The organism is Comamonas sp. SY3 (genome assembly GCF_041730275.1).
Classification (GTDB): Bacteria; Pseudomonadota; Gammaproteobacteria; order Burkholderiales; family Burkholderiaceae_C; genus Comamonas; species Comamonas sediminis.
This window is the reverse complement of sequence record NZ_JBGTYN010000016.1, coordinates 21132-44316: the sequence shown is the minus strand read 5'-3', so window position 1 is coordinate 44316 and position 23185 is coordinate 21132. Positions and strand designations below refer to the sequence as shown.

Below are 23185 nucleotides of genomic sequence, written 5' to 3'. Positions count from 1 at the left end.
CATTCACCCTGATCAGAGAGCCAACCATGAACGACAAAACCAGCAAAAAGTCCGTCCAAGCCAATTCCACCAAGGCCGCCGCCGACAAGAAAGTGACCATCCTGGGCGCCGGCAAAATCGGCTTTGCGATGGCCGTGCTGCTGCAGGCGGCGGGCGGCTACCAGCTGCGCATTGCCGACCAGTCCAAGGCACAGCTCAAGGCCGCTGCCGCGTTGGGTCTGGAGACTGTGCAGATCGGCAAGGGCGGTGACCTGCTGCCGGCCGTGCAAGGCCAGTTCGCGGTGCTCAATGCGCTGCCCTTCCACATGGCGATCGAGGTCGCCGGCGTTGCCGCTGCACATGGCGTGCATTACTTTGACCTGACCGAAGATGTGCAGTCCACCCATGCGATCCGCAAGATTGCCGCCAAGGCCGGCAGCGTGCTGATGCCCCAGTGCGGCCTGGCTCCTGGCTTTATCGGCATTGTGGGCAACGACGTGGCCAAGCATTTCGACACCTTGCATGACCTGAAGATGCGCGTCGGTGCGCTGCCCCGTTATCCGCAAGGCAGCCTGCGCTACAACCTGACCTGGAGCACCGAGGGCCTGATCAACGAGTACATCAACCCCTGCGAGGCGCTGGTCGATGGCCAGCCTTTGACGGTGCATGCCCTCGAAGGGCTGGAGACCTTTGCGCTGGATGGCATCGAGTACGAAGCCTTCAACACCAGCGGCGGCCTGGGCACCTTGACGGAAACCTGGGCCGGCAAGGCGCGCAATGTGGACTACAAGTCCATCCGCTACCCCGGCCACTGCGCGATCCTGAAGATCCTGCTCAACGAGCTCAAGCTGCGCGACAAGCGCGAACTGCTCAACGAGATTTTTGACAACGCGATTGCTGCCACGCGCCAGGATGTGATCGTGATCTTTGCCAGCGCCACGGGCTACAAGGGTGAGCGGCTGATGCAGGAGTCCTACTCGGCCCGTATTGTGGGCACCACGGTGGCCGGCCATGCACTCACTGCCATCCAGCTGACTACCGCTGCCGGTATCTGCTGCGCGCTCGATCTGGTCGCGAGCGGGGTGCTGCCACAGAAGGGCTTCATTGCGCAAGAATCGATCGCGCTGTCCGACTTCATCGCCAACCGCTTTGGCCAGTACTACCGCGCCCAGGATCTGAATGCCGCGCTGGCAGCCTGAAGCCTGAGCCGCATGCCTCGCGGCGCGGCAGGCGAGCAGCTGCCAACCTGCCGGGGTGGCGATGCACAGAGCGGCCGCTGCCGTTGAAGTCCCGCTGTGGGGCGCATACATCTATCCGCTAAAAAATGGCTGCTTTCGTCCCTCGGAGGGGAGGAAAGCAGCTATTATTTTTGTAGTTTCAGAAAGTGTGTGCTGTGACTAAATGCTAGTCATCGCCAACTTCTGGCGCGGCAACAACTGACTTGCATCAAGCAATGTCTCACCGGTGATCAATAGTGATTGCTTTGTTGCGCAGGCCAAGATAGATTGCGTCGCCTCCTCACAAAATTTGTGACGTTAGTGACCAAATAAATCGAATGGCACGGTTGCTGAATGCGTCGCATGGCTCGCCATGGGGCTGCGGGCAGCGTTTGCTCTTTGTGGGGCTTTTCAGTACACATGCGGCCTGCAGCATCCACCGGGAATGGGGGATGCCTGGCTCAGATACCAAGGAATCGTCATATGGCAGATCACAACACCAACGAAACGCTTGCCAGTCCGTCCCGGCGCAAAGTGCTCGCCCGCATGGGCCTGGCGGCAGGCTCCGGGCTGGTTGGGTCGCTTCCCCATATGGCCAGAGCGGCTGCCACGCCGCTCAAATGCGCTGGCGCCTACACCGACGCGTTGTTCCACACCCGCAACCTGACACAGTTCGCCCGTGAAGCCAATGGCCTGAGCCAGGGCGGGCTGCAGATCGAGGTGGTCACCAACGCCAAGCTGATGCCGATGAACCAGGTGATGCCTGCGCTCAGCAAGGGTGATCTGGCGATCGGTGAGATCTTCATGTCGAACTTCAGCGACCAGTACCCGGCTTTCGCGATCGATTCGCTGCCGTTTATCGTGCGCAGCTTTGACGATGCCAAGCGCCTGTGGGCAGCCACGCGTGAACCGATCGAGGCGCTGCTGAAAAAGCAAGGCATTCGCCTGCTCTACACCGCGCCATGGCCGGGCCAGGGCCTGTTCTCGCGCGCGCCGGTGAACAAGCTCGAAGACGTCAAGGGCCAGAAATTCCGCGTCAACAATGTTGCCTCCAAGTACATCGCGGAGGTGGCGGGCGCAACCCCGGTGGACACCCCTGCCAACGATCTGGCCAAGGCCATCCAGGCAGGCAAGGTCGATGTGATGCTGACATCCAGTACCACCGGCGTGGACAGCCAGTCCTGGAACGCGATGGGCATTTTCATCGACATGCGCGCCTGGATTCCGAAGAACCTGATCCTGATGAGCGAGAAGAGCTGGACGGGCTTGTCCGACAGCGCCAAGACGGCGCTGGACACTGCCGCCAAACAGGCCGAAGCGCGCGGCTGGCAGTTGGCCAAGGATGCCGACGATGCGGCGCAGAAGGTGCTGGTCGAGCATGGCACCAAGATCAGCCAGCCTTCCTACGAACTGCGCCGCGCGCTGGATCTGATGGGCGAGAAGTTCGCCCGTGAATGGTCGTCCAAGGCAGGTGTCGATGGTGCCGGCGCATTGCTGAACTACTACTTCCCCAAGAAGTAAGCGCCGGACCGTACCAGCAGCTCTGCAACCCCGACCCCTCTGCAGCAGAGATACAAAAACCGCCAATGCCTGCAGAGGGCATCGGCGGTTTTGCATTTCGGCGCTGCGATTTACTTCGCGTAGAGGTTTGCGATCTCGATGGCGAACTTCTGCATCAGCTGGGGGCGGCGCAGCTTCAGGGTCGGGGTCATCAGGCCGTTGTCGATGGTCCAGGGCTCGGTGACCAGGTAGACCGCACGCGGCACCGCATATTTGGCCAGGCCCTGGCATTGCGCAGCAATGCGCTCGAGCGCGATCTTGCGCACGGCGCTGGCCTGCAGGCTGACGCTGTTGTCCGGGTCCAGGCCGAGGCTTCCGGCCATTTGCTTCCATTCTTCGCGGTTGACCACGGCCACACAGGCGATAAAGGGCTGGTGCTCACCGACGACAAAGCTCTGTTCGAACAGCGGGTCGGCGCAAAGCGCCTGCTCGATGTCCGAGGGCGGCACCTTCTCGCCGGTAGCGGTGACGATGATCTCCTTGATACGGCCCACAATGCGCACCTCGCCACCGACCAGCTCAGCCTGGTCACCGGTGCGCAGCCAGCCATCGCCGGTGAAGGCCTGGCGTGTGTCTTCCGGACGGCCCCAGTAGCCCATCATGATGTTGGGGCCGCGTGCCTGCAGCTCCTTGTTCTCGCCAATGCGCACTTCCATACCGTCGAGCGGCTTGCCCACGGTGGAGGGGTCGTTGTGCTGCAACGAGTTGGCGGTCAGCACCGGCGAGGTTTCGGTCATGCCAAAGCCTTGCAGCACATTCAGCCCCAGGCCCAAAAAGCTGTGCGATACCACCGAGGGAATGGCCGCGCCTCCCGTCACCGCGATGCGCAGCCGGCCGCCAAACAAATCGAGGATGGGTTGGGCCACTTTTTTCTGCAGCAGCGGCCAGGGCAGCCAGCGCGCCCAACCGCCTTGCGGGGGATCGGTGTTCACCAGACCATGGGCCGCGCAGTGGCGGGCCCAGCCTTTGGACACGGCGGCCGCAAACAGCGCGCGCTTGAAGGCCGACTTGGCCAGCTTTTCCTGGATCTTCGCGTAGATGCGTTCGTAGATGCGGGGCACCGACACAAGGATGGTCGGGCGGATGCTGAGCATGTCCTCGGCCAGCAGCGCAACCGAGCGGGCATAGACCACCGTGCTGGCGACTGCCATCGGCAGGTAGTAGCCGCAGCTGCGCTCGAAGGTGTGCGACACCGGCAGAAAGGACAGAAAGACATCGTCCTGCGTGGGCACCACACGGCCCAGCACGGCTTTGACGTCGCTCAGCACATTGCGGTGGCTGAGCATCACCCCTTTGGGCTTACCGGTGGTGCCGCTGGTGTAGACGATGGCAGCCATGTCCTCAGCCTGGGGTGCCTGTTGGGCCTGCGCGCGAGGGCTGCTGCCATCGGCCTCGGCCAGCCAGTCCTGCAAGCGCACCACGCGCGCCAGGCCATCGCTGCCGGCCTGGACGGGGATGGCTGCTTGCTCGGGGTCGTCGATCACCACGCAGCGCAGCGCCGGCAGCGGCGTGCCGGTGGCCACGATCTGCTCCCAGGTCTCCAGGCGGTTGATGAGCAGCAGCGAGGCGCCGGCATCGGCCAGGATAAAGGCGATATTGCCGGGGTTGTCATTGGCATGCAGCGGCACGGTGGCGCAGGCCTGGGCCATACCGGCCTGGTCGATGCAGATGGCATGGACGCTGTGGGTCAGCAAGGTGGCGATGCGTGCGCCACGCGCCAGCTGCAGGCCGTGCAGCGCCTGGCTCCACAGGGCCACCTCGGCTTGCATATCGGCCCAGCTGAAGGATTGCCAGGCATTCGTCGCGGTATCGAACCAGCGGTAGGCTTCGCGCTCGGGGGTGTTGTTGCAACGGTAGGCAAACAAGTCCGGCAGCGTGGACAGGGCGCTGAACTCAGGGGCCAGGGGCGCTGGAATGGGGGCGGTCATATCTCTCTCGTTCTCCTCGGTCGTCATCATCGCATTGGCGCGCTGCCGTTTTGGCCATTGGTGGCCAGAATGCATGCGGGCTTGCTGCGATTTGCGATGGCGCGATTGTCGGCATCGCGCTGCAGCAGATGCCAATATTTGGTTGCTTGCTAGGTTTTTACGCCGGATTGGTATCGGTATTTGATACTTTGCAACGTCAGCGGAGGCCGGAATAGCCCGCTTGAGGCGCATCGCAACCGCTGCCGTTCATCGGCTGCCTGTGGGTGCTGCTTGCCCGCGTTCACTGTGGGCGGATGCGGTATCGGGGGCTTGCCGGGTCTGCTCCGTAGCACCCGCATCGCCCGTGGTATCCGCCTGAGGCACGCCGCCGAGCAGGTAGTGCAGACACAGCGCCAACAGCGCCGCGCCGCCGGCCCACCAGCAGGGATACCAGCGCCGGGCGTCGCTGTAGGCTTCTTGTTCGCCGTCCCGCTGCGAAGCGGCACGCACACCTGGGTCGCAGGCCAGGTCAAAGCGCGAATCAAAGCGACCATCGTGCGCGGGCGCAGACGGCGGCTGCTCACCCAGGCTGGGGTCGGCGCGGGCCAGTTCGGCGTCATCGATCAGCGGGGCACGCTCCCACTCCTCCAGCGCGCGGCGAGCAGCGGACCAGTCGGCCTCATCGACCCACAAACGCAGCAGGCTGCCCGCTGGCAGCTCGCCGATTGCGCCTTGCAGATGTTCACCGCTGACAAAACTGGCGATGCCGTGCTGGCGCAGCACGTCCTGCAGAACATGGGCTTGCACGGCATTGGCGGGCTCATACACGCTGCGCATCTTGGGTCTCCTGTCGCCGGGTGGTTATGCAAATACTATAGCGTCTGTTGCTTTGTGGCTATGGCGGCATGACCTGCATCAAGCAAAAGCAGGCGGAGGGTCGGTGGGCCGCGCAGGCTGCGCGCTTTCCCTAGTCAGTCCGGTCGATGCGGGTGGTATGTTGGTGCCCGGGGCGGTCTACAAAACCGCATTCGGAACAGGTTCTTGGAACAGGAGACTTTGGATGATGCACCCAGCTTTGCGTATTCGCCGCTCCCCACTTTGGCTGGCCGCCTGCCTGGCTGCCTGCAGCAGCCTGGCCCAGGCCGCTTGCCTGGATGACGCACAGGTCGCGCAGTGGCTGCAGGCCTATGAGGCCAAACAGCCCGTGCCGTCGGCGGGTGCGATGACCGAGGCCGATGGCAAATGCAGCCGCAACAAGCTCCATGCCGCCTGGGCAGCCCAGGGCAAGAAGCCCATTGGCTACAAGGCGGGGCTGACCAGCGCGGCCATGCAAAAACGCTTTCAGACCGACAAGCCGGTATGGGGTGTGCTGTACGAGGGCGCCTTGCTGCCCAACCGCAGTGCGGTGCCCGCCGCCTTTGGCGCGCGGCCGATGTTTGAGGCGGACATGCTGGTACGCGTCTCCAGCAGCGCCATCAACCGCGCGACAACGCCGCTGCAGGTGCTCAACCACATTGACCGCATCGTCCCGTTTGTGGAGCTGCCTGACCTGGTGGTGGAGAACCCCGCCCAGCTCGATGGCGCGGCCGTTGAGGCCATCAACGTGGGTGCGCGCATGGGCGTGATGGGCCAGGCACTGGCGGTGCCGCAATTCCGGGCCGAGCGTTACGCGCTGTTGAATGCGCTGCAGAGCATGCAGGTCGACATCACCGACCAGAGCGGCGCGCGGCTGGGGGGCGGGCGTGGCGGCGATCTGATGGGCCAGCCGCTCAACGCCGTGGTCTGGCTGGCGCAGGCCCTTCAGGCCGAAGGCCAGCGGCTCAAGGTGGGCGACTGGATCAGCCTGGGGTCCTATTCGGCGCTGCTGCCGCCGCAGCCCGGCCAGCAGATCCGGGTGGAGTACAAGGGCTTGGAGGGGGCGCAGCCGGTGGAGCTGCGTTTCGAGTAAACCTGGGCAGCCTTGGGCAGCGGTGAAGCAGGGCTCTGCCGCGTTGGCAGGGCCTTACAACATGGGTGACCGAGATGCCCCGTCGTGAATGGGCGATGGCCGATAATCAGCCGGCCTTGTCCCTGAATTGCGCCCTTGCCTGCTGGCCGGGCAACGATGTATGTCTGACGCTTCACCTCGCTCCAAAGCCCATCTTCCCGCCGAACTGCCGATGCCTGCCGATGTGGTCGCAGAGCTGACCCCCACGATGCGCAGCGTGGTCGAGCGCATGGCCCGCGCCCAGCACACCCCCCTGTGGGAGATGACGGTGGAGCAGGCGCGCCAGGCCTATGGCATCGGCGCCGGGGTGCTGGAGATTGCCAAGCCCGCGCTGGCGCGCGTCGAGGATCTGCACATCCCTGCGCGCGATGGTTTTCAGATACCTGCGCGGCTCTATGCCGCCAGCTGGGATCCGCTGCAACCGGTGCTGCTGTTCACCCATGGTGGCGGTTTCACGATCGGCAGCGTGGACACGCATGACACGCTGTGCCGCGAGTTGGCGCACCAAGCGGGCTGCATGGTCGTCTCGGTGGACTACCGCCTGGCGCCCGAGCACCGCTTTCCCACCGCCAGCAACGATGCCTGGGATGCCTTGCAGTGGCTGGTGGCCGAAGGCATGGCGCTGGGGGCCGATACCGGCCGTGTGGCGGTGGGGGGCGACAGTGCAGGTGGCACCCTGGCGGCGGTCAACGCGATCCTGGCACGCGATGCCGGTATCGACCTGGCCTTGCAGCTGCTGATCTATCCCGGTTGCGCAGCCCACCAAGATACGCCTTCGCACGCCCGCTACAGCGAGGGCCCGATCCTGACCAAGCCGATGATCAGCTGGATGTTCAGCAACTACCTGCGCTCGCTCGCCGACCGCGAAGATTGGCGCTTTGCGCCGTTGCTGGCGCCGGATCTGCGCGGCCTGGCGCCTGCCAGCATCCACCTGGCGCAATGCGATTCGCTGGTGGATGAGGGCGTCATGTATGCCGATCGCTTGCGCGCAGCCGGCATCGAGGTGGACCTGCACACCTATGCCGGCGTGGCCCATGAGTTTGTGAAAATGGGCCGCGCGCTCAAGGAAGCGCGGGCCTGCCATGCGCAGATGGCCCAGGCGCTGCGGGCTGCGTTTGACTGAGCAGGACCGCTGCCAGACCGCCGCCAGATTGCCCCTATGTTGAATCCAGAAAAGACCATGAGCTCCTCTTCCCAGATCCTGTTCGAGACCCCCGCCCGAAGCCTTTCCGATTTTCGCTGCCGCAGCCGCCAGCGCGTGCGCTGGTCCGAGGTCGATCTGCAGAAGGTGGTCTTCAACGCCCACTACCTGAGCTATGTGGACATTGCGATGTCCGAGTACTGGCGCCAGCTGGCCGTGCCCTACGAGGAAGGGATGCAGCGCCTGGGTGGCGAGCTGTTCCTGCGTGCCACGCAACTCGAATTCCATGCCTCGGCCCGTCTGGATGATGTGATCGACATCGGCCTGCGCGTGGCCAAGCTGGGCCACACCTCGGTGCAGTACGAGGCGGCGATCTATTGCGCCCACAAGCTGCTGGCCACGGCGACCATGGTCTATGTGTTTGCCGATGCTGCGCAGCAGCCCCAGCCACTGCCCCAGGCTTACCGCAGCATGGTGCAGCGCTTTGAAGCGGGCGAGGACATGGTGACGCTGAAAACCGGCAGCTGGAATGTGCTGGGCCAGGAGGCGATGCGCCTGCGCATGCAGGTCTTTGTGCGAGAGCAGGGCATTCCCGCCGAGATCGAGGCCGATGCCTTTGATGTCAGCGCGTTGCATGCGGTGGCGCTCAATGGTCTGGACATGTGCGTGGCCACCGGCCGCATGTTGCCCAGCGCGCAGAACGAACACCGTGCCGATGTGATGCGCATTGGCCGCATGGCCGTGGCCAAGCCGCTGCGCGGTGGCCGCCTGGGCCGCCAGGTGCTCGATGCCTTGGTGGATGCCGCCGATCGCCAGGGCAAGCGGCAGGTCGAGCTGCATGCGCAGCGCACGGCCGAGAGCTTCTACCTGCGTGCGGGATTCAGTGTGGTGGGCGAGCCTTATGAGGAAGCGGGCATTGCCCACATCTCGATGCAGAAAACCCTGCGCTGACGGACCGATCCCTGCATAGTGCCAATGGCCCTATGCAGAGGCCTGATAACTTGGCCAATAAAAAGCCGGGTCTGGTTTCCCAGACCCGGCAAGTGTGATGGTCAAGATGCGCTTGAGTAGTTGTTCCGTCAGGCTCACAGGGCTTTTTGGAAGGCTCCTGCTCGCAAAGTCACGCAATTTTAGCAAATTACGGCGCAAATGCCATAAAAATTCTGTAACGGCTGCAGTGGCGGCGTTTTTGCCTGAGAAATTGTCGTATTTGTGATGAAGCAGACGGTTACCGCTGTCATAAGCGATCACAAATCAGATGTCTTCCTTGAGCGCATAAGGCAGGCTGAGCAGCTGCAAAGCCGCGCCGGTGCTGCTTCCCAGGTGCAGAGGCGCGCTGGCCGCCGCAATCTGCATCGACACCAGCGCCTCAAAGCCCGATGCGCTGGCGGCCGATTGCACCACGGTGCCCACCGGCTGGCTGTCGTCGTTGGCGGCAAAGACCTCCTGGCCGGGCTCGGGCTGCGCAGCCGAGGCCAGGCGGTACATGCGGCGCTTGAGCGTACCTCTGAACTGGCTGCGTGCCACCACTTCCTGGCCGGGGTAGCAGCCCTTCTTGAAACTCACGCCATCGACCGATTCAAAGTTCAGCATCTGCGGCACAAAGGCATCGACCACGGGCGCTGTGATCAGCGGCACGCCGGCTTGCACGATGGACAGTTGCCAGGCCGCAGCGGTGATCGTGGGGCTGCCGGTGATCTGTGCGGGCAGGGCGCTGGCTGCGGGCGCCGCGAGCAAAGCGCGGCTTTCGCCTTCGGCGGCGTAAAGCCGCACGATGGAGGCATCGTCCAGCGCCAGCACTTGCCAGGGCGCCAGCTTGCGTGCCTCGGCGGGAACGGCATCGCCGGCCAGGCCCAGCAGTTGCACGGCCTCGGTGGCATCGCTGAGCTTGCACTTGGCGCGCAGCACAAACATCGACAGGCGCTTGAGCGTGGCGGGCAGCACATCTCGGCTGGTGATGAGCCAGAACTCTTCGGCGCTGCGCTTGATGACGATGAAGCTGGCCTGCATGCGGCCCTTGGCCGACAGAAAGGCCGCCAGCCGGGCCTGGCCCACGGGCAGCAACTGCACATCATGGCTGAGCTGGCCCTGCAAAAAGCTGGCAGCATCGGCGCCCTCGGCGCGGATCACGCCCAAATGCTGCAGCGAAAGGTGTCCCTGTAATGCTTGAGTCATGGGGTGAATTATGATGCTCGATCCATGGCACGGAGGCGGTAGGGTTGTGAAGCGTTTATTGACATTGATCGTGGTGGTGGTGCTGGCGACAGCGGGCGCTGCCTATTTCTGGTTGAACCAGCCGCTGGTGCTGGGCAAGGGCGGCCAGACGGTAGAGCTGGAGATTGAGCCCGGCACCTCGCCGCGTGCGGTGGCCCAGGCGGTGCAAGCGGTGGGCATCGAGGTCAACCCCGATCTGCTGTACTGGTGGTTCCGCCTTTCGGGCCAGGACCGCAAGATCCGCGCCGGCAACTATGAGATACCTGCCGGCACCTCACCGCGCAGCCTGCTCGCACGCCTGGTGCGCGGCGAAGACAGCCAGCGCGTGCTGACCATTGTCGAGGGCTGGAACCTGCGCCAGATGCGCGCGGCCATCGCCAGGGAAGAGCATCTGCGCCACGACAGTGCCGCGATGACGCCCGAGGAGATCATGGCTGCGCTGGGCCGCCCCGATCTGCCCGCCGAAGGCCGGTTTTTCCCGGACACCTATGCATTTTCGAAAGGCAGCAGCGATCTGGCGCTGATGCGCCGCGCGATGCTGGCGATGGACAAGCGGCTCGAAGCGGTCTGGTCGCTGAACCCGCCCGACAGCCCTCTCAAAACGCCGCAGGACCTGCTGACCCTGGCGAGCATTGTCGAGAAGGAAACCGGCAAGGCCGAAGACCGGGCGATGGTGGCAGGGGTGTTCATCAACCGGCTGCGCATCGGCATGCTGCTGCAGACCGATCCCACCGTCATCTACGGCCTGGGTGAGAAATTCGACGGCAATCTGCGCAAGCGCGATCTGCAGACCGATACGCCCTGGAACACCTACACCCGCGTGGGCCTGCCGCCCACTCCCATCGCGATGCCCGGCAAGGCCTCGCTGATGGCCGCCATCCAGCCGGAAAACACCAAGGCGCTGTACTTTGTGGCCAGGGGCGATGGCAGCAGCCACTTCAGCGAGAGCCTGGATGAACACAACCGCGCGGTGAACACCTATATCCGAGGCCGGTAGTCTGCGCGCATTGCACTGAGAAGCCAGCCGCAGTGCTGGCTTTTTCGTTTCAGCGCGCAGAGGGCGGGCGTGTTATCGGCTGCCGCTGCCCAGCGCGTCGGTGTAGAACGCATAGCGGCCCCGGCCCTGCTGCTTGGCCTGGTAGAGCGCCATGTCCGCCTTGCGCAGCAGGCTGTCGGGATCCTGGGTGTCAGAAGGCTGGGTCAACAAGGCAATGCCCACGGACACGCCGATGCTCACCCGCTGTCCCTCGATCTCATAGTCGGCGCTGAGCCGGTCAATGACACGCTGCGCCAGGCCTGCGGCCGCCTGCGCCGACGAGGCGTTTTGCACGATGCAGAATTCATCACCACCCATGCGCACCACCAGGTCGGTGTCACGCAGCAGCTCGCGCAGGCGCTCTGCCACTGCGCAGAGCAGTGCGTCTCCGGTGGCGTGGCCGAGCGTGTCGTTGACCTGCTTGAAGCGGTCCAGGTCCAGGTAGAGCAAGGCCCCTGCCGTGCCACCTTGGGTGCGGATCGGCTTTTGCAGCAGGCTGCGGTTGGGCAGACCGGTGAGCGGGTCGTGCAGCGCCAGATAGGCCACTTCGGCCTGCGCACGCTTGCGGTCGTCGACGTCTTCCAGCACGCCCAGCCATTCGCTGATGCGCTGCTGCGGATCCAGGATCGCCGCTCCCCGTGCGCGCATCCAGCGCCAGGTGCCATCGCGGGTGCGCAAACGCAGCTCCACATCCAAGGTGTGGCCATGGTCCGTCAGCAGTTGCGCTGCCTGGCGCTGCAGCTGCTCGGCATCCTCGGGGTGGACCTGGCGCAGCCAGCCCAGTTGCAGTGCTTGTGCATCGGGCGCGCCACCCAGCGCCTCCCAGCCGACGATCGACAGCGCACGGCCCTTGGCATCCAGGCTCCACTGTACCGAGGCGCCGGCATGGGCCAAGGTGCGGGCCCGCTGCTCGCTGGCGGCCAGCGCGGCTGCCACCTGCTTTTGTGCGGCCAGTGCCGATTCCAGACGCGCACGCGCACGGCTGAGACTCTGGCGCAGGATTTCGTATTCCTGCACCACCAGTACCTGGCCACCGCCGGTCGCGGCAGCGTAGGAGGCGCCGGTGCGCGTGCTGACCGTCAGCTGCCGGATGGGGCGCAGCAGCTGGCGCGAGACCCAGGCGCATAGCAGGCCGGCAATGGCCAGCGCCATCAGACTGGCCAGCACGATGTGGGTGACTGGCGTTTGCCAGCGGGCATTGAAGTCCTCCAGCGGCTCACCGGCAACGACCACCCAGCCCGGCGTCCTGGGCAATTGGTAAAAGCTGAAGATCACTTCTCCGCCGTCGGCACGCTGGGCTTCGAAGCTGCCGCGGCGGGCATGGACGGCCTGCAGCCGCGCCCAGTCCGGAACGGTGGTGCCGATAAACCGCTCTGCCTGCGCCGAGCGCGCCAGAATCCGGCCTTCACCATCGGTGATGGCGATCAGCACACCGTCGCTGGTCTGGCTGGGGGCGATGCTCACCGCCTCGGCCGGTGGCATGGTCAGCACCAGCACCTGGGCAGAGGCGGGTCCGGCGCGCACGGCCATCGATACGGCGGGCATGCCGTTCTGAAAGAAGAGTTGCGAGAACACCGGTGCACTGCTGTGCAGGGCCCGCTCGGCCAGCGCTTGCTGGGCCGGCAGGGGCGCTGGCGCTCCGGAGGACGCCAAGACCGGCTGGGCCTGGCCTTCGCGCAGCAGCGCCAGGCTGCTGGCCGTGCCCATGCCTGTCAGGTGCAACCACCGGTCCAGGCTCTGCGCAGAAGAGAAGTTGCCGTCCGCTGCAAACGATTGCAGCATCGCTGCCCGGCCCAACAGGTCCGACTCGGCTGCCTGGCCCAGGTTGCTGGTGATGTCGAGCATGCGGTTGAGGCTGCTGTCCCGGTAGGACTGCGCGACATGCTGCACCGTGTAGATGCCAGCGGCCAGAATCGGCAGGGCTGCTGCCAGCATCAGCATCACCAGGTAGGTACTGAGCCCGCGCGCACCCGCAGCCATGGACTCCAGGGCAGGGCCATTGGAGTCCAGTCCTTCAGCGGGCAAAAGGGTCTGGGTGTGCGGTGCGGGCATGGGCAGAGGTGTGCCCGGTTCCAGGCGCACGGCCGGGTGCGCAGGGATTGGGGCTGCCTGGGCGGGAAAGGGGCCGACTGGATTATCGGGGGCTGGCGGGGGGGATTCTCAGCGCAACGGAGACACTCTGACAATTGTTATAGGAGTGGGTCTGTGCGTCTCCCGGACACCCGGGTGCGACTGTCACCTCGATGCAACAGCTCCAGCCCAGCTGGAGGCCAGCATGGCCAGGCCGGCCAGGGTCAGCAGGCCTAGCACGACGCGTTTGAAGGCCACATCGCTGATGCGCTCATAGAGCCGTGCGCCCCACAGCGAGGGCAGCACCATGGCGGGCAGTGCGACCGCCAGCTGCGGCAGCATGTGCTGGCTCACCAGGCCCGTGCCCACATAGCTGGCAAAGGTGACGGCCAGCATCGTGAGGTTTCAGTTCTGGATCACCTGGCGCTGGGTGTCCCGGGCCATGCCGGTGATCTGGCACCACAACGTGGGAACCACGCCCGAGAACCCGCCCAGCGCTGCCATGGCGCCACCGGCCAGGCCCGCCAGGCCATTGGCCAGCGAGCGCCCAGGCCCCTGGCTCAGCGGCCCGGACGCGATGCCGCCCAGCCGGTGGGAGAAGGCCATCAGCGGGCAGAAGATGACCAGCATCGCGCCCAGCACCGTCTTGAACAGCTGGGTATCGAGCATCGGCAGCAGCCGCAAGCCCAGCGGCAGGCCGCACAGCCCCCCCAGCAGGAAGGGCCAGAGCATGCGCCAGTCAAAGCCACGCCGCACCTTGAACGCCTGGATGAGCTGCCCGCACAGACCGCCAAACACGGCGAGCACCGCCGCCAGTGTCGGCTCCAGAGTCCAGGCCCACAGGGCCATGGCGGTCATGCTGTAGCCAAAGCCCGAGAGGCCCTGCACAAAGCCGGCAAGGGCCGCGCCGATGGCGATGATGAGAAGGGTGTCCATGCCGAGAAGTCTCCGGGCTCGGGTGCAGTCCCGGGCTGATTTTTGCTGATAGTTGCCAAGGCGTAAAAAAGCGACCCGGTGGGTCGCTTCGGAAGAAGCCCGAAGGCTATCTTAAGACCTAAGCCGAGGTGCCGTAGCTCTCCAGCGGCACGCAGCTGCAAAACAGGTTGCGGTCGCCATAGACGTTGTCGACACGGCCCACGGGGCTCCAGTACTTGGCGCGGCGCAGCGCAGGCACGGGGTAGGCGGCAGCCTCGCGGCTGTAGCCATGGCTCCACTCGCTGGCCAGCAGGGTTTCGGCCGTGTGGGGCGCGTTCTTGAGCAGGTTGTCATCCTGCGCCGCACGGCCCGCTTCGATCTCGGCGATCTCGCCACGGATGGCGATCATTGCATCGATGAAGCGGTCCAGTTCGTACAGGCTCTCGCTCTCGGTGGGCTCCACCATCAAGGTGTTGGGCACCGGGAACGACAAGGTCGGCGCATGGAAGCCATAGTCGATCAGGCGCTTGGCGACGTCTTCAGCCATCACGCCGCAGCTGTCCTTGAAGTGGCGCAGGTCCAGAATGCACTCGTGTGCGACATGGCCGTGCTCACCGGCGTACAGGGTCGGGAAGTGAGGTTCCAGGCGCTTGCTGATGTAGTTGGCGTTCAGGATCGCCGTCTCGGTGGCGCGCTTGAGACCGGGCTCGCCCATCATGCGGATGTACATCCAGCTGATCGGCAGCACGGCGGCATTGCCCAGCGGCGCGGCGCTGACCGCGCCCACCTTGCCGGGCACGCCAGCGGTGGCATGGCCGGGCAGGAAGGGCACCAGGTCCTCGACCACGCAGACGGGGCCGACACCAGGGCCGCCACCGCCGTGGGGGATGCAGAAGGTCTTGTGCAGGTTCAGGTGGCTGACATCGCCGCCGAACTCGCCCGGTGCGGCCAGGCCGACCTGGGCGTTCATGTTGGCGCCGTCCACATAGACGCGGCCGCCATGGCTGTGCACCAGCTGGCACAGCTCCTTCACCTGGGTCTCGAACACGCCGTGCGTGCTGGGGTAGGTGATCATGATGCAGGCCAGGTTGGCGCTGTGCTTTTCGCAGGCCAGCTTCAGGTCGGCCATGTCCACATTGCCGTTCTCATCGCACTTGGTGACGACCACCTGCAGTCCCACCATCTGCGCGCTGGCCGGGTTGGTGCCGTGGGCGCTGCTGGGGATCAGGCAGATATTGCGGTGCGACTCGCCCTTGGAGGCGTGGTAGGCCTTGATGGCCAGCAGGCCGGCGTATTCACCTTGCGAGCCGGCATTAGGCTGCAGGCTGATGCCGGCGTAGCCGGTGGCCTGGCACAGCCATTCGCGCAGCTGGGCATCGAGCAGCGCATAGCCTTGCAGCTGGTCGGCCGGGGCAAAGGGGTGCATGTTGGCAAACTCGGGCCAGGTGATGGGGATCATCTCGCTGGTCGCGTTGAGCTTCATCGTGCAACTGCCCAGCGGGATCATGCTGCGGTCCAGCGCCAGGTCCTTGTCGGACAGGCTGCGGATGTAGCGCAGCATCGCGGTTTCGGAATGGTGGGTGTTGAACACCGGGTGGGTCAGGTAGGCGCTGCTGCGCTGCAGGCCTTCGGGGATCAGCGAGGTGCTGCCTTCGTCCATCGCCTCGATATTGGGCAGTGCCTGGCCGGGCTGGGCGAAGATGCTCCACAGCAGTTCCACATCGGCGCGGCTGGAGGTTTCATCCAGGCTGATGCACAGATACTCGTTCCAGGCCCTGCGCAGGTTGACGCTCTGGGCCAGCGCACGGGCCAGGATGGCGTCGGTGGCGTCCTTGGTGTGCAGCGACAAGGTATCGAAGGCGCTGTCATGGTGGCGGGCGGTAAAGCCCAGCTGCGCCAGGCCACGGCTCAGGATGGCGGTGAGGCGTGCCACGCGCTGGGCAATGCGCTTGAGGCCGGCGGGGCCATGGTAGACCGCGTACATGCTGGCGATCACGGCCGGCAGCACCTGGGCGGTGCAGATGTTGGAGGTGGCTTTTTCGCGGCGGATGTGTTGCTCGCGCGTTTGCAGTGCCAGGCGGTAGGCCGGGTTGCCATGCACATCGACGCTGACGCCGACCAGACGGCCTGGCAGAGAACGCTTGTAGTCATCGCGGCAGGCCATGAAGGCGGCGTGCGGGCCGCCGGCGCCCATGGGCATGCCAAAGCGCTGGCTGTTGCCCACGACGATGTCGGCACCCCATTCGCCAGGGGGCGTGATCAGGGTCAGCGCCAGCAGGTCGGTCGCCACGATGGCCGCAGCCTGCTTGGCATGGATGGCATCGACGTCGGCCTTCCAGTCCACGATCCAGCCGCTCGAAGCCGGGTACTGGATGACGGCGGCAAACAGTTCACCCGCCAGTGCAGATTCCCATGCGTCCTGGCTGTTGGCCACCAGTACCTCCAGGCCCAGCGGCTGGGCGCGGGTCTGGATGACTTCAATGGTCTGGGGATGCAGATCGCCTGCCAGCACAATGCGGTTGCTCTTGGACTTGACCGAGCGCTTGGCCAGGGTCATGGCCTCGGCAGCGGCCGTGGCTTCGTCCAGCATCGAGGCGTTGGCGATGGGCATGCCGGTCAGGTCGCAGACCATGGTCTGGAAGTTGACCAGCGCCTCCATGCGGCCTTGCGAGATTTCGGCCTGGTAAGGCGTGTAGGCGGTGTACCAGGCGGGGTTCTCGAGGATGTTGCGCAGAATCACGCCGGGCGTGAGGGTGCCGTAGTAGCCCTGGCCGATAAAGCTCTTGAGCACCTGGTTCTTGCTGGCCAGGGCCTTGAGCTCGGCCAGCGCAGCCGCCTCGCTCACCGGCTCGGGCAGGTCCATCGGCTTGCTGCGCACGATGGAGGCGGGCAGCACCTTGTCGATCAGCGCATCGAGCGAGGGCAGGTCCAGCGCCGCCAGCATCCGGGCCTCATCGGCGGGGTCCGGTCCAATGTGGCGGGCGATGAATTCACTGGCGTTTTCCAGCGCGGCAAGGGGCTCTTTGGAGGGCATCAGCATGGTCCGGATCGGTGTAAATGGAGGGGTTGGGGCTGGCGCGGTATCAAAGAGCGCTGGCAGCGAGGAAAAGGAAAAAAGGGGAGGAGGCCGGGGCCTCCTGGGCCTGTCAATCCTGCTGGTGGCCTACACAATCAGCAGTGGCAGGCCAGTAGCAGGGTCGGGCCATCAGGCGTTGGCGGCGAAGTCGTTATAGGCGGTCTCGTCCAGCAGCGCGTCGAGCTGGGCCACATCGCTGAGCTTGACCTTGAAGAACCAGCCGGCGTTGAGCGGGTCGGAGTTGGCCAGCGACGGGTCGTTGCGCAATGCTTCGTTGACTTCGACGATCTCGCCGGTCACGGGCATGAAGACGTCAGCGGCGGCCTTGACGGACTCCACCACACCGGCGACATCGCCCTGGTTGAAGGAGGCGCCGACTTCAGGCAGATCGACAAACACCACATCGCCCAGCGCGTCTTGCGCGTGGACGGTGATGCCGACGATGGCGGCATTGGTGTCGGCGCTGTTGATCCATTCGTGGTCGCGGGAGAACTTGATCGTCATAGGAATACTCCAGTTTTGTAGGCGTGAATTGTGCTCAGGCGGGTGCGGACAGCCGCACCCAGCAGCTACTTTAGCCGCGGAAATAGCGGGGAGGGACAAAAGGCATGGCCACCACCTCGACGGGCACTGCTTTGCCGCGCACCATCGCATGCAGCTGCGTGCCGATGGCCGCCAAAGCGGGCTCCACATAGGCCATGGCAATCGGCTTGTCGATGGTTGGGGCCAGCAGGCCGCTGGTGGTCACGCCGACGACCTGGCCATCGAGGTTGCGGATCTCGACCTGCTCGCGCACCGGAATGCGCTCTTGCGCCACCAGGCCAACCCGCTTGCGGGTCAGGGTGGCGGGGTTGTCGATCTGAGAGAGCACCTTGTCGGCACCGGGAAAACCGCCTGCGCGCGCGCCGCCGGTGCGGCGCACCTTCTGGATGGCCCAGTTCAGGCCGGCTTCGGGTGGGGTGGTGGTGGCATCGAGGTCACTGCCGTAGAGGCACAGACCGGCTTCCAGGCGCAGCGAGTTGCGCGCGCCCAGGCCAATGGGCTGCACTTCGGGCTGGGCCAGCAGCTTGCGTGCCAGCGCCTCGGCCTCGTGGCCGGCCACCGAAATCTCGAAGCCGTCTTCGCCGGTATAGCCGCTGCGGGTGATGAAGCAGGCGATGCCGTCAACATCAAAATCGCCACCGGTCATGAACACCAGCTTATCGACACCGGGCGCCAGGCGGGCCAGCGCGGTAGCGGCCTGGGGGCCCTGCAATGCCAGCAGGCCCTGGTCGGGCAGCGGCAGCACCTGGCAGCGCTGGCCGATGCGTTCGCGGATCAGCGCAATATCGGCCACCTTGCAGGCGCCGTTGACGATGACGAACAGCTCCTGCTCCGAGACGCGGAAGAACATCAGGTCATCGACAATGCCGCCGTCGTCATTGAGCAGCAGGCCATAGCGCTGCTTGCCAATGGCCAGGTCCACCACATCGACGGGCACCAGGGTTTCAAAGGCGGCTGCGGCGTCGGGGCCGACCAGGCGCAGCTGGCCCATGTGGGAGACATCAAAGAGGCCCGCTGCCGTGCGGGTGTGCCTGTGTTCGGCCATCAGGCCCTGCGGGTACTGCACGGGCATGGAATAGCCGGCAAAGGGCACCATGCGGGCGCCGAGCGCGATGTGCAGCGCGTTCAAAGGGGTGGACAGCAGGGCGGATGCGTTGGCGGACATGGACTCTCCAGGGCAAATATCAAGGCATGCAGCCGTTGCCGGTTGCATGCTGTTTGCCCTGCTGTCCGCTTTACCTGAGAGATTCACCCGCCGCTGTGAGGCCTGGGGGCTTGCTCCTTCGGTGGATGGCGTCCAGGCGCCACCTCTCTCCAGCTGGGAACGCCGGCAGGCCTAAGCTGCGCGGCGGGGCCAGTCCTTTTGCCTGAGCGTTCAGCAGCTGCATCTGCAGTAGCCTGCGCCTTCGGCGGCCGCGCTGCGCGTTGGGGTACAACGGGGGCGACTCTCTCCTGACTGCGGCGATTTTAGCGGCAACTTGCCGCTTGCGCCCGCAAAAGGGTTGGCCAACACGCAAAAAAGCCACCGGCGGGCGGTGGCTCAGCGATGCAAACGGGGAAAACCGGATCAGCGATAGACCAGATCCCGCAGCCCCAGCGAGATGCCCGGCACATAGGTGATCACCATCAGGCACAGCAAGATCACCCCGACAAAGGGCAGCAGGTGTTTGATGATCTGGTCCAGCGATATGCGGGCCACCGTGCAGGCGGCAAACAGGTTGACGCCAAACGGCGGTGTGATCATGCCCAGCGCCAGGTTCACCACCATGATCAGCCCGAAATGCACCGGGTCGATGCCAAAGTGCATCGCCACCGGCGCCAGGATCGGGGCCAGCACGATGATCGCCGCGCTGGTCTCGATGAACATGCCGATGATGAACAGCGCCGCGTTCACGCCCAGCAGGAACATGGCCGGGCTCTGCAGCACCTGTTCCAGCCAGTGGCCGATGGCATCGGGCACACCGGCGCGGGTGATCAGGAACGCGAACAGACCCGCATTGGCAATGATGAACATGATGATCGACGAGGAGATCGCCGATTTGCGGAGAATCGCATACAGGTCCCGGATCCGGATCTCGCGGTAGATCAGCATGCCCACGATCAGTGCATAGAACACGGCCACGGCCGAGGCCTCGGTCGGGGTGAACACACCGCCGTAAATGCCGCCCAGGATGATCACCGGCATCAACAGTGCCCAGCCTGCCTGCAGAAAGGCTTTGCCAAAGCCCAGCCGGCCTTCGCCATCGTTCTTGCCCCAGCCCTTGTACTTGCAGTAGGCCCAGACAAAGACCATCAGCGCCGCACTGATCAGCAGCCCGGGGCCAAAGCCGGCAATGAACAGCTCACCAATCGACACCTCGGCGCTGACGCCATAGAGAATCATCGGAATAGATGGCGGAATGATGACCCCCAGCTCGGCGCTGGTCGCTTGCAGCGCGGCCGCATAGCTCTTGGGGTAGCCATGCTTGATCAGCGCCGGAATCAAGATGGCGCCAATCGCAAAGGTGGTGGCCACCGAGGAGCCGGAGACGGCGGCAAAGATCATGCAAGTCAGCACGCAGGTCATCGGCAGGCCGCCCTGGACGCCGCCCACAATGCTCTTGGCAAACTCGACCAGGCGGCGCGAGATACCACCGGTCTCCATCAGGTTGCCGGCCAGAATGAAAAACGGGATGGCCGCGAGCGGGAATTTGTTGATCGCACCAAACATCTCCTTGACCGAGATGAGCATGTTGGCATTGCTGGCCTGGATGCCCAGGACCGAGGCCAGGCCGATGGAAACGGCGACAGAGACGGTGAGCGCAAAGCACAGCACCATCGTGGAAAGCATCACGGCGGTCATTGCGCGTTCTCCAGTTCGGTATTTTGGGGTTCGAGCAGGTTGCCGATGACGCCAAACACGGCAAACAGTGCACCCACGGGGACGGCCAGGTAGGCCCAGAACATGGACAGCGATTCCAACCCGGCCATGGTCTGCACGCCGCCACGGCGGGCATAGTCCCAGCCCCACCAGATCAGCACGGCCAGCAGCGCCAGCGTGGCGATGCAGACAAAGCCGCTGAGCAGGCGGCGCATCGCCGGCGGTGCCCAGCGCTTGAGCACATCGACGCTGACCATCGCGCCTTGGCGGAAAGCCATCGGAATCGCGAGGAACACCATCCAGATCAGGCTGAAGCGGATCAGCACCTCCGTCCATTCGGCGGGCTCTTCGAGCACAAAGCGGGTGATGATCTGGAACATGCCCAGTGTGGATGCGATGGCCAGCATCAGGCAGGCGCCGGCCATGGCGATGCCTGATGTCCAGCGCTCGAAAGCAAGAAATGCGTTTTTCATGGTGACCGGGGTGGGCAGGCGCATGCAATGCCGCCTGGCGCCACCGTCCTTGCGCGGGTTGACACAGCAACTGCTGGCGCCGGGTGGGCGTCAGCAGTGAGGCGGGAGGCGAGGGGAGGCTGCGATGGAAAGCTGCAGGCAGCTTTCCGGGTGCAGCACTTATTGGAAGTTGCGGATGCGGTCGAGGTTGGCCTTGCCGAACTGCTTCTCGAAGTCGGCATTGGTCTTCGTCAAGGTCGCTACAAACTTGGCCTTGTCGACGTTCTCCACCACCTGCATGCCCTTGGCGCGCAGCTCGGCCACGCCATTGGTGTCATCCAGGTCCACACGGGCGCGGTTGGCCTTGGTGGCGGCCTGGGCGGCTTGCACAAAGGCGGTCTTGTCGTCGGCGCTGAGCTTGTCGTAGGCGGCCTTGTTCATCACCAGAATGCAGGGCGAGTACACGTGACCGGTCAGGCTCAGGTGTTTTTGCACCTGGTCAAACTTGGCTGAGGTGATGACGGGCAGTGGGTTCTCCTGGCCATCGACCGTGCCCTGCTGCAGTGCGGTGAACACCTCGGGGAAGGCCATCGGCGTGGTGATGATGCCCAGCGCCTTGTAGGCCTGGATGTGCACCGGGTTCTCCATCGTGCGCATCTTCAGGCCCTTGGTGTCGTCGGGGCTGTTGATCGCGCGCTTGGAGTTCGTCATATGGCGGAAGCCGTTCTCCGCCCAGGCCAGTGCCTTGAAGCCCTTGCTGTCGAACTTGGCCAGCAGTTCGTTGCCGATGGGCCCATCGAGCACCGCACGCGCATGCGCCTTGTCGCGGAACAGAAAGGGCACATCGAGGATCTTGGTCTCGGGCACAAAATTGGGCACCGGGCCGCTGGAGCTGAAGGCCAGCTCCTGCGTGCCCAATTGCACTGCTTCGATCGATTCGCGCTCGCCGCCCAGCGCGCCGTTGTAGAAAGTCTGGATCTTGTAGCGGCCGCCGGTGCGCTGCTCAACCTCTTTGGCAAAGGTGTCAATGGCCACGCCCTGGTGCGAGTTCTGGGCCACGGAGATGCTGATGCGCATCGTCGTCTGCGCCAACACGGGGCCTGCGGCCACCAGGCCCATTGCCAACCCCATACCCCAGGCCAATTTTTTCATCTGCATGACTTGTCTCCCCGGCTGTGCCGAATGGTTTTATAGGCGCCTGCGGATGCCCGCTTGCGCCTTGCATTGTGGGCAAGCCGGGGTGATTCGGTATTGGGGTTTTTATGATGTCGGACGTTCAGGCCTTGCCCTTCTTGGTGGATTTATATCTAAGTGATTGATAAATAAATCATGTTGGCGAGTAAGATCATTCGCCAATGTCGCCGCCTCTGTCACCGTGTCGACAGAGTAGTGGGGCTGGCTGCAATCCCCGCCTCTCTGCCAGGGCGTGGCGTCAGGGCCGGCCTGGGCCCTGGTGCTGCTCCTGCGGCTCAGGGGTTGAGCATTTGCAGGCGCTCCACCGTGCCTACATCGACCCAGTGGCCGTCATAGCGGCTGGCGCTGCAGTGGCCCGCCTGCATCGCCGCACGCAGTTGCTGCACCAGCGGCATCTTCGTGCCCTGCGGGTTGCCAGCTGGAATATCGCAGTAGGGCGCGTGGAACAAGTCCCTTTTGAGCAGCGCGACCGAGCAGTAGGTCAGGCGCGGGCGCGGGTCGTCCGCAGCCGGGTTCTCGGCCCGGCCTTCGGCCGTCAGTACAAAGTCTCCCCGGGGGTGGTGGGGTGCATTGGGCACCAGCCACAGATGGGCCAGGTCGCCGCTGTCGGCAAAGCGCTGGCGCAAGGCCTCATCAAAGGGAAAGCCGGGAATGAAGACATCGCCCGAGACCAGCCAGAACGCATCGTCGAGCGCCGGCAGTGCGCGGCTGATGGCGCCGCTGGTCTCGATGCCGCCGCCGAAATCCAGGTCCTCGCGGGAATAGACAATCTGCAACTGCTCGCCGCCCAACTGGGCCAGCGCAGGCGCAGCCGGCCAGGCGTCGGCTACCTGCTGGCCCAGCCAGCCGGTATTGATGAGCAGGCGCTGGACGCCGGCGCGGGCCAGTTGCTCCATGCTGTGCTGCATCAGCGGCTTGCCTTGCACGGGAAGCAGTGGCTTGGGGGTGTGGTCCGTCAGGGGCCGCATGCGCTCGCCACGGCCAGCGGCCAGCACCATCGCCTGGGCGCGAAAATCAGAAGGAAGTGACATGGT

The 23185-nt window shown here is 64.7% G+C and carries 18 protein-coding genes, 1 pseudogene and 2 riboswitches; of the genes and pseudogenes, 6 read left to right on the top strand and 13 right to left on the bottom strand.

What is annotated here, in order from left to right; all coding sequences use genetic code 11:
* Positions 1-26 precede the first annotated feature (26 nt).
* Positions 27-1178 (top strand): saccharopine dehydrogenase family protein, encoded by a 1152-nt coding sequence (locus ACCQ08_RS18095; RefSeq protein ID WP_369458655.1) that lies wholly within the window; start codon positions 27-29, stop codon positions 1176-1178.
* A 501-nt stretch (positions 1179-1679) separates the two neighbouring features.
* Entirely contained in the window at positions 1680-2717 is a 1038-nt protein-coding gene (locus tag ACCQ08_RS18090) for a TRAP transporter substrate-binding protein (RefSeq protein WP_239811647.1), read from the top strand.
* Positions 2718-2827: 110 nt separating this feature from the next.
* On the opposite strand, the gene ACCQ08_RS18085 is transcribed toward ACCQ08_RS18090, so the two are convergent.
* Positions 2828-4684 carry a long-chain fatty acid--CoA ligase gene (locus tag ACCQ08_RS18085; protein ID WP_373450573.1) on the bottom strand — a complete coding sequence of 619 codons (1857 nt, stop codon included), beginning with the start codon at positions 4682-4684 and terminating at the stop codon, positions 2828-2830.
* Positions 4685-4930: 246 nt separating this feature from the next.
* Positions 4931-5500, bottom strand: a complete 570-nt coding sequence (locus tag ACCQ08_RS18080) for a DUF2007 domain-containing protein (protein WP_239811649.1) — start codon at positions 5498-5500, stop codon at positions 4931-4933.
* A 223-nt stretch (positions 5501-5723) separates the two neighbouring features.
* On the opposite strand from ACCQ08_RS18080, the gene ACCQ08_RS18075 reads away from it, so the two are divergent.
* The 3 genes from ACCQ08_RS18075 to ACCQ08_RS18065 all read left to right on the top strand — a co-directional run bounded on the left by ACCQ08_RS18075 (position 5724) and on the right by ACCQ08_RS18065 (position 8742).
* The gene (locus tag ACCQ08_RS18075) at positions 5724-6611 is read left to right on the top strand and encodes a 2-keto-4-pentenoate hydratase (RefSeq protein ID WP_373450572.1); all 888 of its coding nucleotides are present in this window, start codon (positions 5724-5726) and stop codon (positions 6609-6611) included.
* Positions 6612-6858: 247 nt separating this feature from the next.
* On the top strand, positions 6859-7773 hold the full coding sequence (locus ACCQ08_RS18070; RefSeq protein WP_312834542.1) for an alpha/beta hydrolase: 915 nt from the start codon (positions 6859-6861) through the stop codon (positions 7771-7773).
* Positions 7774-7830: 57 nt separating this feature from the next.
* Positions 7831-8742 carry a YbgC/FadM family acyl-CoA thioesterase gene (locus ACCQ08_RS18065; RefSeq protein ID WP_373450571.1) on the top strand — a complete coding sequence of 304 codons (912 nt, stop codon included), beginning with the start codon at positions 7831-7833 and terminating at the stop codon, positions 8740-8742.
* A gap of 30 nt (positions 8743-8772) precedes the next feature.
* On the opposite strand, the gene ACCQ08_RS18060 is transcribed toward ACCQ08_RS18065, so the two are convergent.
* Both ACCQ08_RS18060 and ACCQ08_RS18055 read right to left on the bottom strand, forming a co-directional pair.
* On the bottom strand, positions 8773-9042 hold the full coding sequence (locus ACCQ08_RS18060) for a hypothetical protein (protein WP_312408771.1): 270 nt from the start codon (positions 9040-9042) through the stop codon (positions 8773-8775).
* Positions 9043-9045: 3 nt separating this feature from the next.
* Positions 9046-9966: a folate-binding protein gene (locus ACCQ08_RS18055; protein ID WP_312454911.1), complete on the bottom strand. Its 921-nt coding sequence runs from the start codon at positions 9964-9966 to the stop codon at positions 9046-9048.
* A gap of 10 nt (positions 9967-9976) precedes the next feature.
* Here ACCQ08_RS18055 and mltG point away from each other — a divergent pair, with 10 nt between their 5' ends.
* Positions 9977-11002: an endolytic transglycosylase MltG gene (gene mltG, locus ACCQ08_RS18050; protein WP_239811654.1), complete on the top strand. Its 1026-nt coding sequence runs from the start codon at positions 9977-9979 to the stop codon at positions 11000-11002.
* Positions 11003-11074: 72 nt separating this feature from the next.
* Here the strand turns inward: mltG and ACCQ08_RS18045 are convergent, their stop codons facing one another.
* The 9 genes and pseudogenes from ACCQ08_RS18045 to ACCQ08_RS18005 all read right to left on the bottom strand — a co-directional run bounded on the left by ACCQ08_RS18045 (position 11075) and on the right by ACCQ08_RS18005 (position 23182).
* Positions 11075-13021 carry a diguanylate cyclase domain-containing protein gene (locus tag ACCQ08_RS18045; protein WP_373450570.1) on the bottom strand — a complete coding sequence of 649 codons (1947 nt, stop codon included), beginning with the start codon at positions 13019-13021 and terminating at the stop codon, positions 11075-11077.
* Positions 13022-13276: 255 nt separating this feature from the next.
* Positions 13277-14047 (bottom strand): annotated as a pseudogene (locus tag ACCQ08_RS18040) (sulfite exporter TauE/SafE family protein).
* Positions 14048-14165: 118 nt separating this feature from the next.
* Positions 14166-17066 (bottom strand): aminomethyl-transferring glycine dehydrogenase, encoded by a 2901-nt coding sequence (gene gcvP, locus ACCQ08_RS18035; protein WP_373450569.1) that lies wholly within the window; start codon positions 17064-17066, stop codon positions 14166-14168.
* A 165-nt stretch (positions 17067-17231) separates the two neighbouring features.
* Complete coding sequence (gene gcvH / locus ACCQ08_RS18030; protein ID WP_373450568.1) at positions 17232-17606, bottom strand: glycine cleavage system protein GcvH; 375 nt, start codon at positions 17604-17606, stop codon at positions 17232-17234.
* A gap of 70 nt (positions 17607-17676) precedes the next feature.
* Positions 17677-18810 carry a glycine cleavage system aminomethyltransferase GcvT gene (gene gcvT / locus ACCQ08_RS18025; protein WP_312807296.1) on the bottom strand — a complete coding sequence of 378 codons (1134 nt, stop codon included), beginning with the start codon at positions 18808-18810 and terminating at the stop codon, positions 17677-17679.
* A 51-nt stretch (positions 18811-18861) separates the two neighbouring features.
* Positions 18862-18973: riboswitch (glycine riboswitch) on the bottom strand.
* Between the two features lie 17 nt (positions 18974-18990).
* A riboswitch (glycine riboswitch) is annotated at positions 18991-19110 on the bottom strand.
* A 102-nt stretch (positions 19111-19212) separates the two neighbouring features.
* Positions 19213-20487: a TRAP transporter large permease gene (locus tag ACCQ08_RS18020; protein WP_239811660.1), complete on the bottom strand. Its 1275-nt coding sequence runs from the start codon at positions 20485-20487 to the stop codon at positions 19213-19215.
* Positions 20484-20978: a TRAP transporter small permease gene (locus ACCQ08_RS18015; RefSeq protein ID WP_239811661.1), complete on the bottom strand. Its 495-nt coding sequence runs from the start codon at positions 20976-20978 to the stop codon at positions 20484-20486. The genes ACCQ08_RS18020 and ACCQ08_RS18015 overlap by 4 nt, the downstream gene beginning before the upstream one ends.
* A gap of 159 nt (positions 20979-21137) precedes the next feature.
* The gene (locus ACCQ08_RS18010; protein WP_369458644.1) at positions 21138-22115 is read right to left on the bottom strand and encodes a TRAP transporter substrate-binding protein; all 978 of its coding nucleotides are present in this window, start codon (positions 22113-22115) and stop codon (positions 21138-21140) included.
* A 311-nt stretch (positions 22116-22426) separates the two neighbouring features.
* Positions 22427-23182 carry an NDP-sugar synthase gene (locus ACCQ08_RS18005; protein ID WP_373450567.1) on the bottom strand — a complete coding sequence of 252 codons (756 nt, stop codon included), beginning with the start codon at positions 23180-23182 and terminating at the stop codon, positions 22427-22429.
* Positions 23183-23185 lie beyond the last annotated feature (3 nt).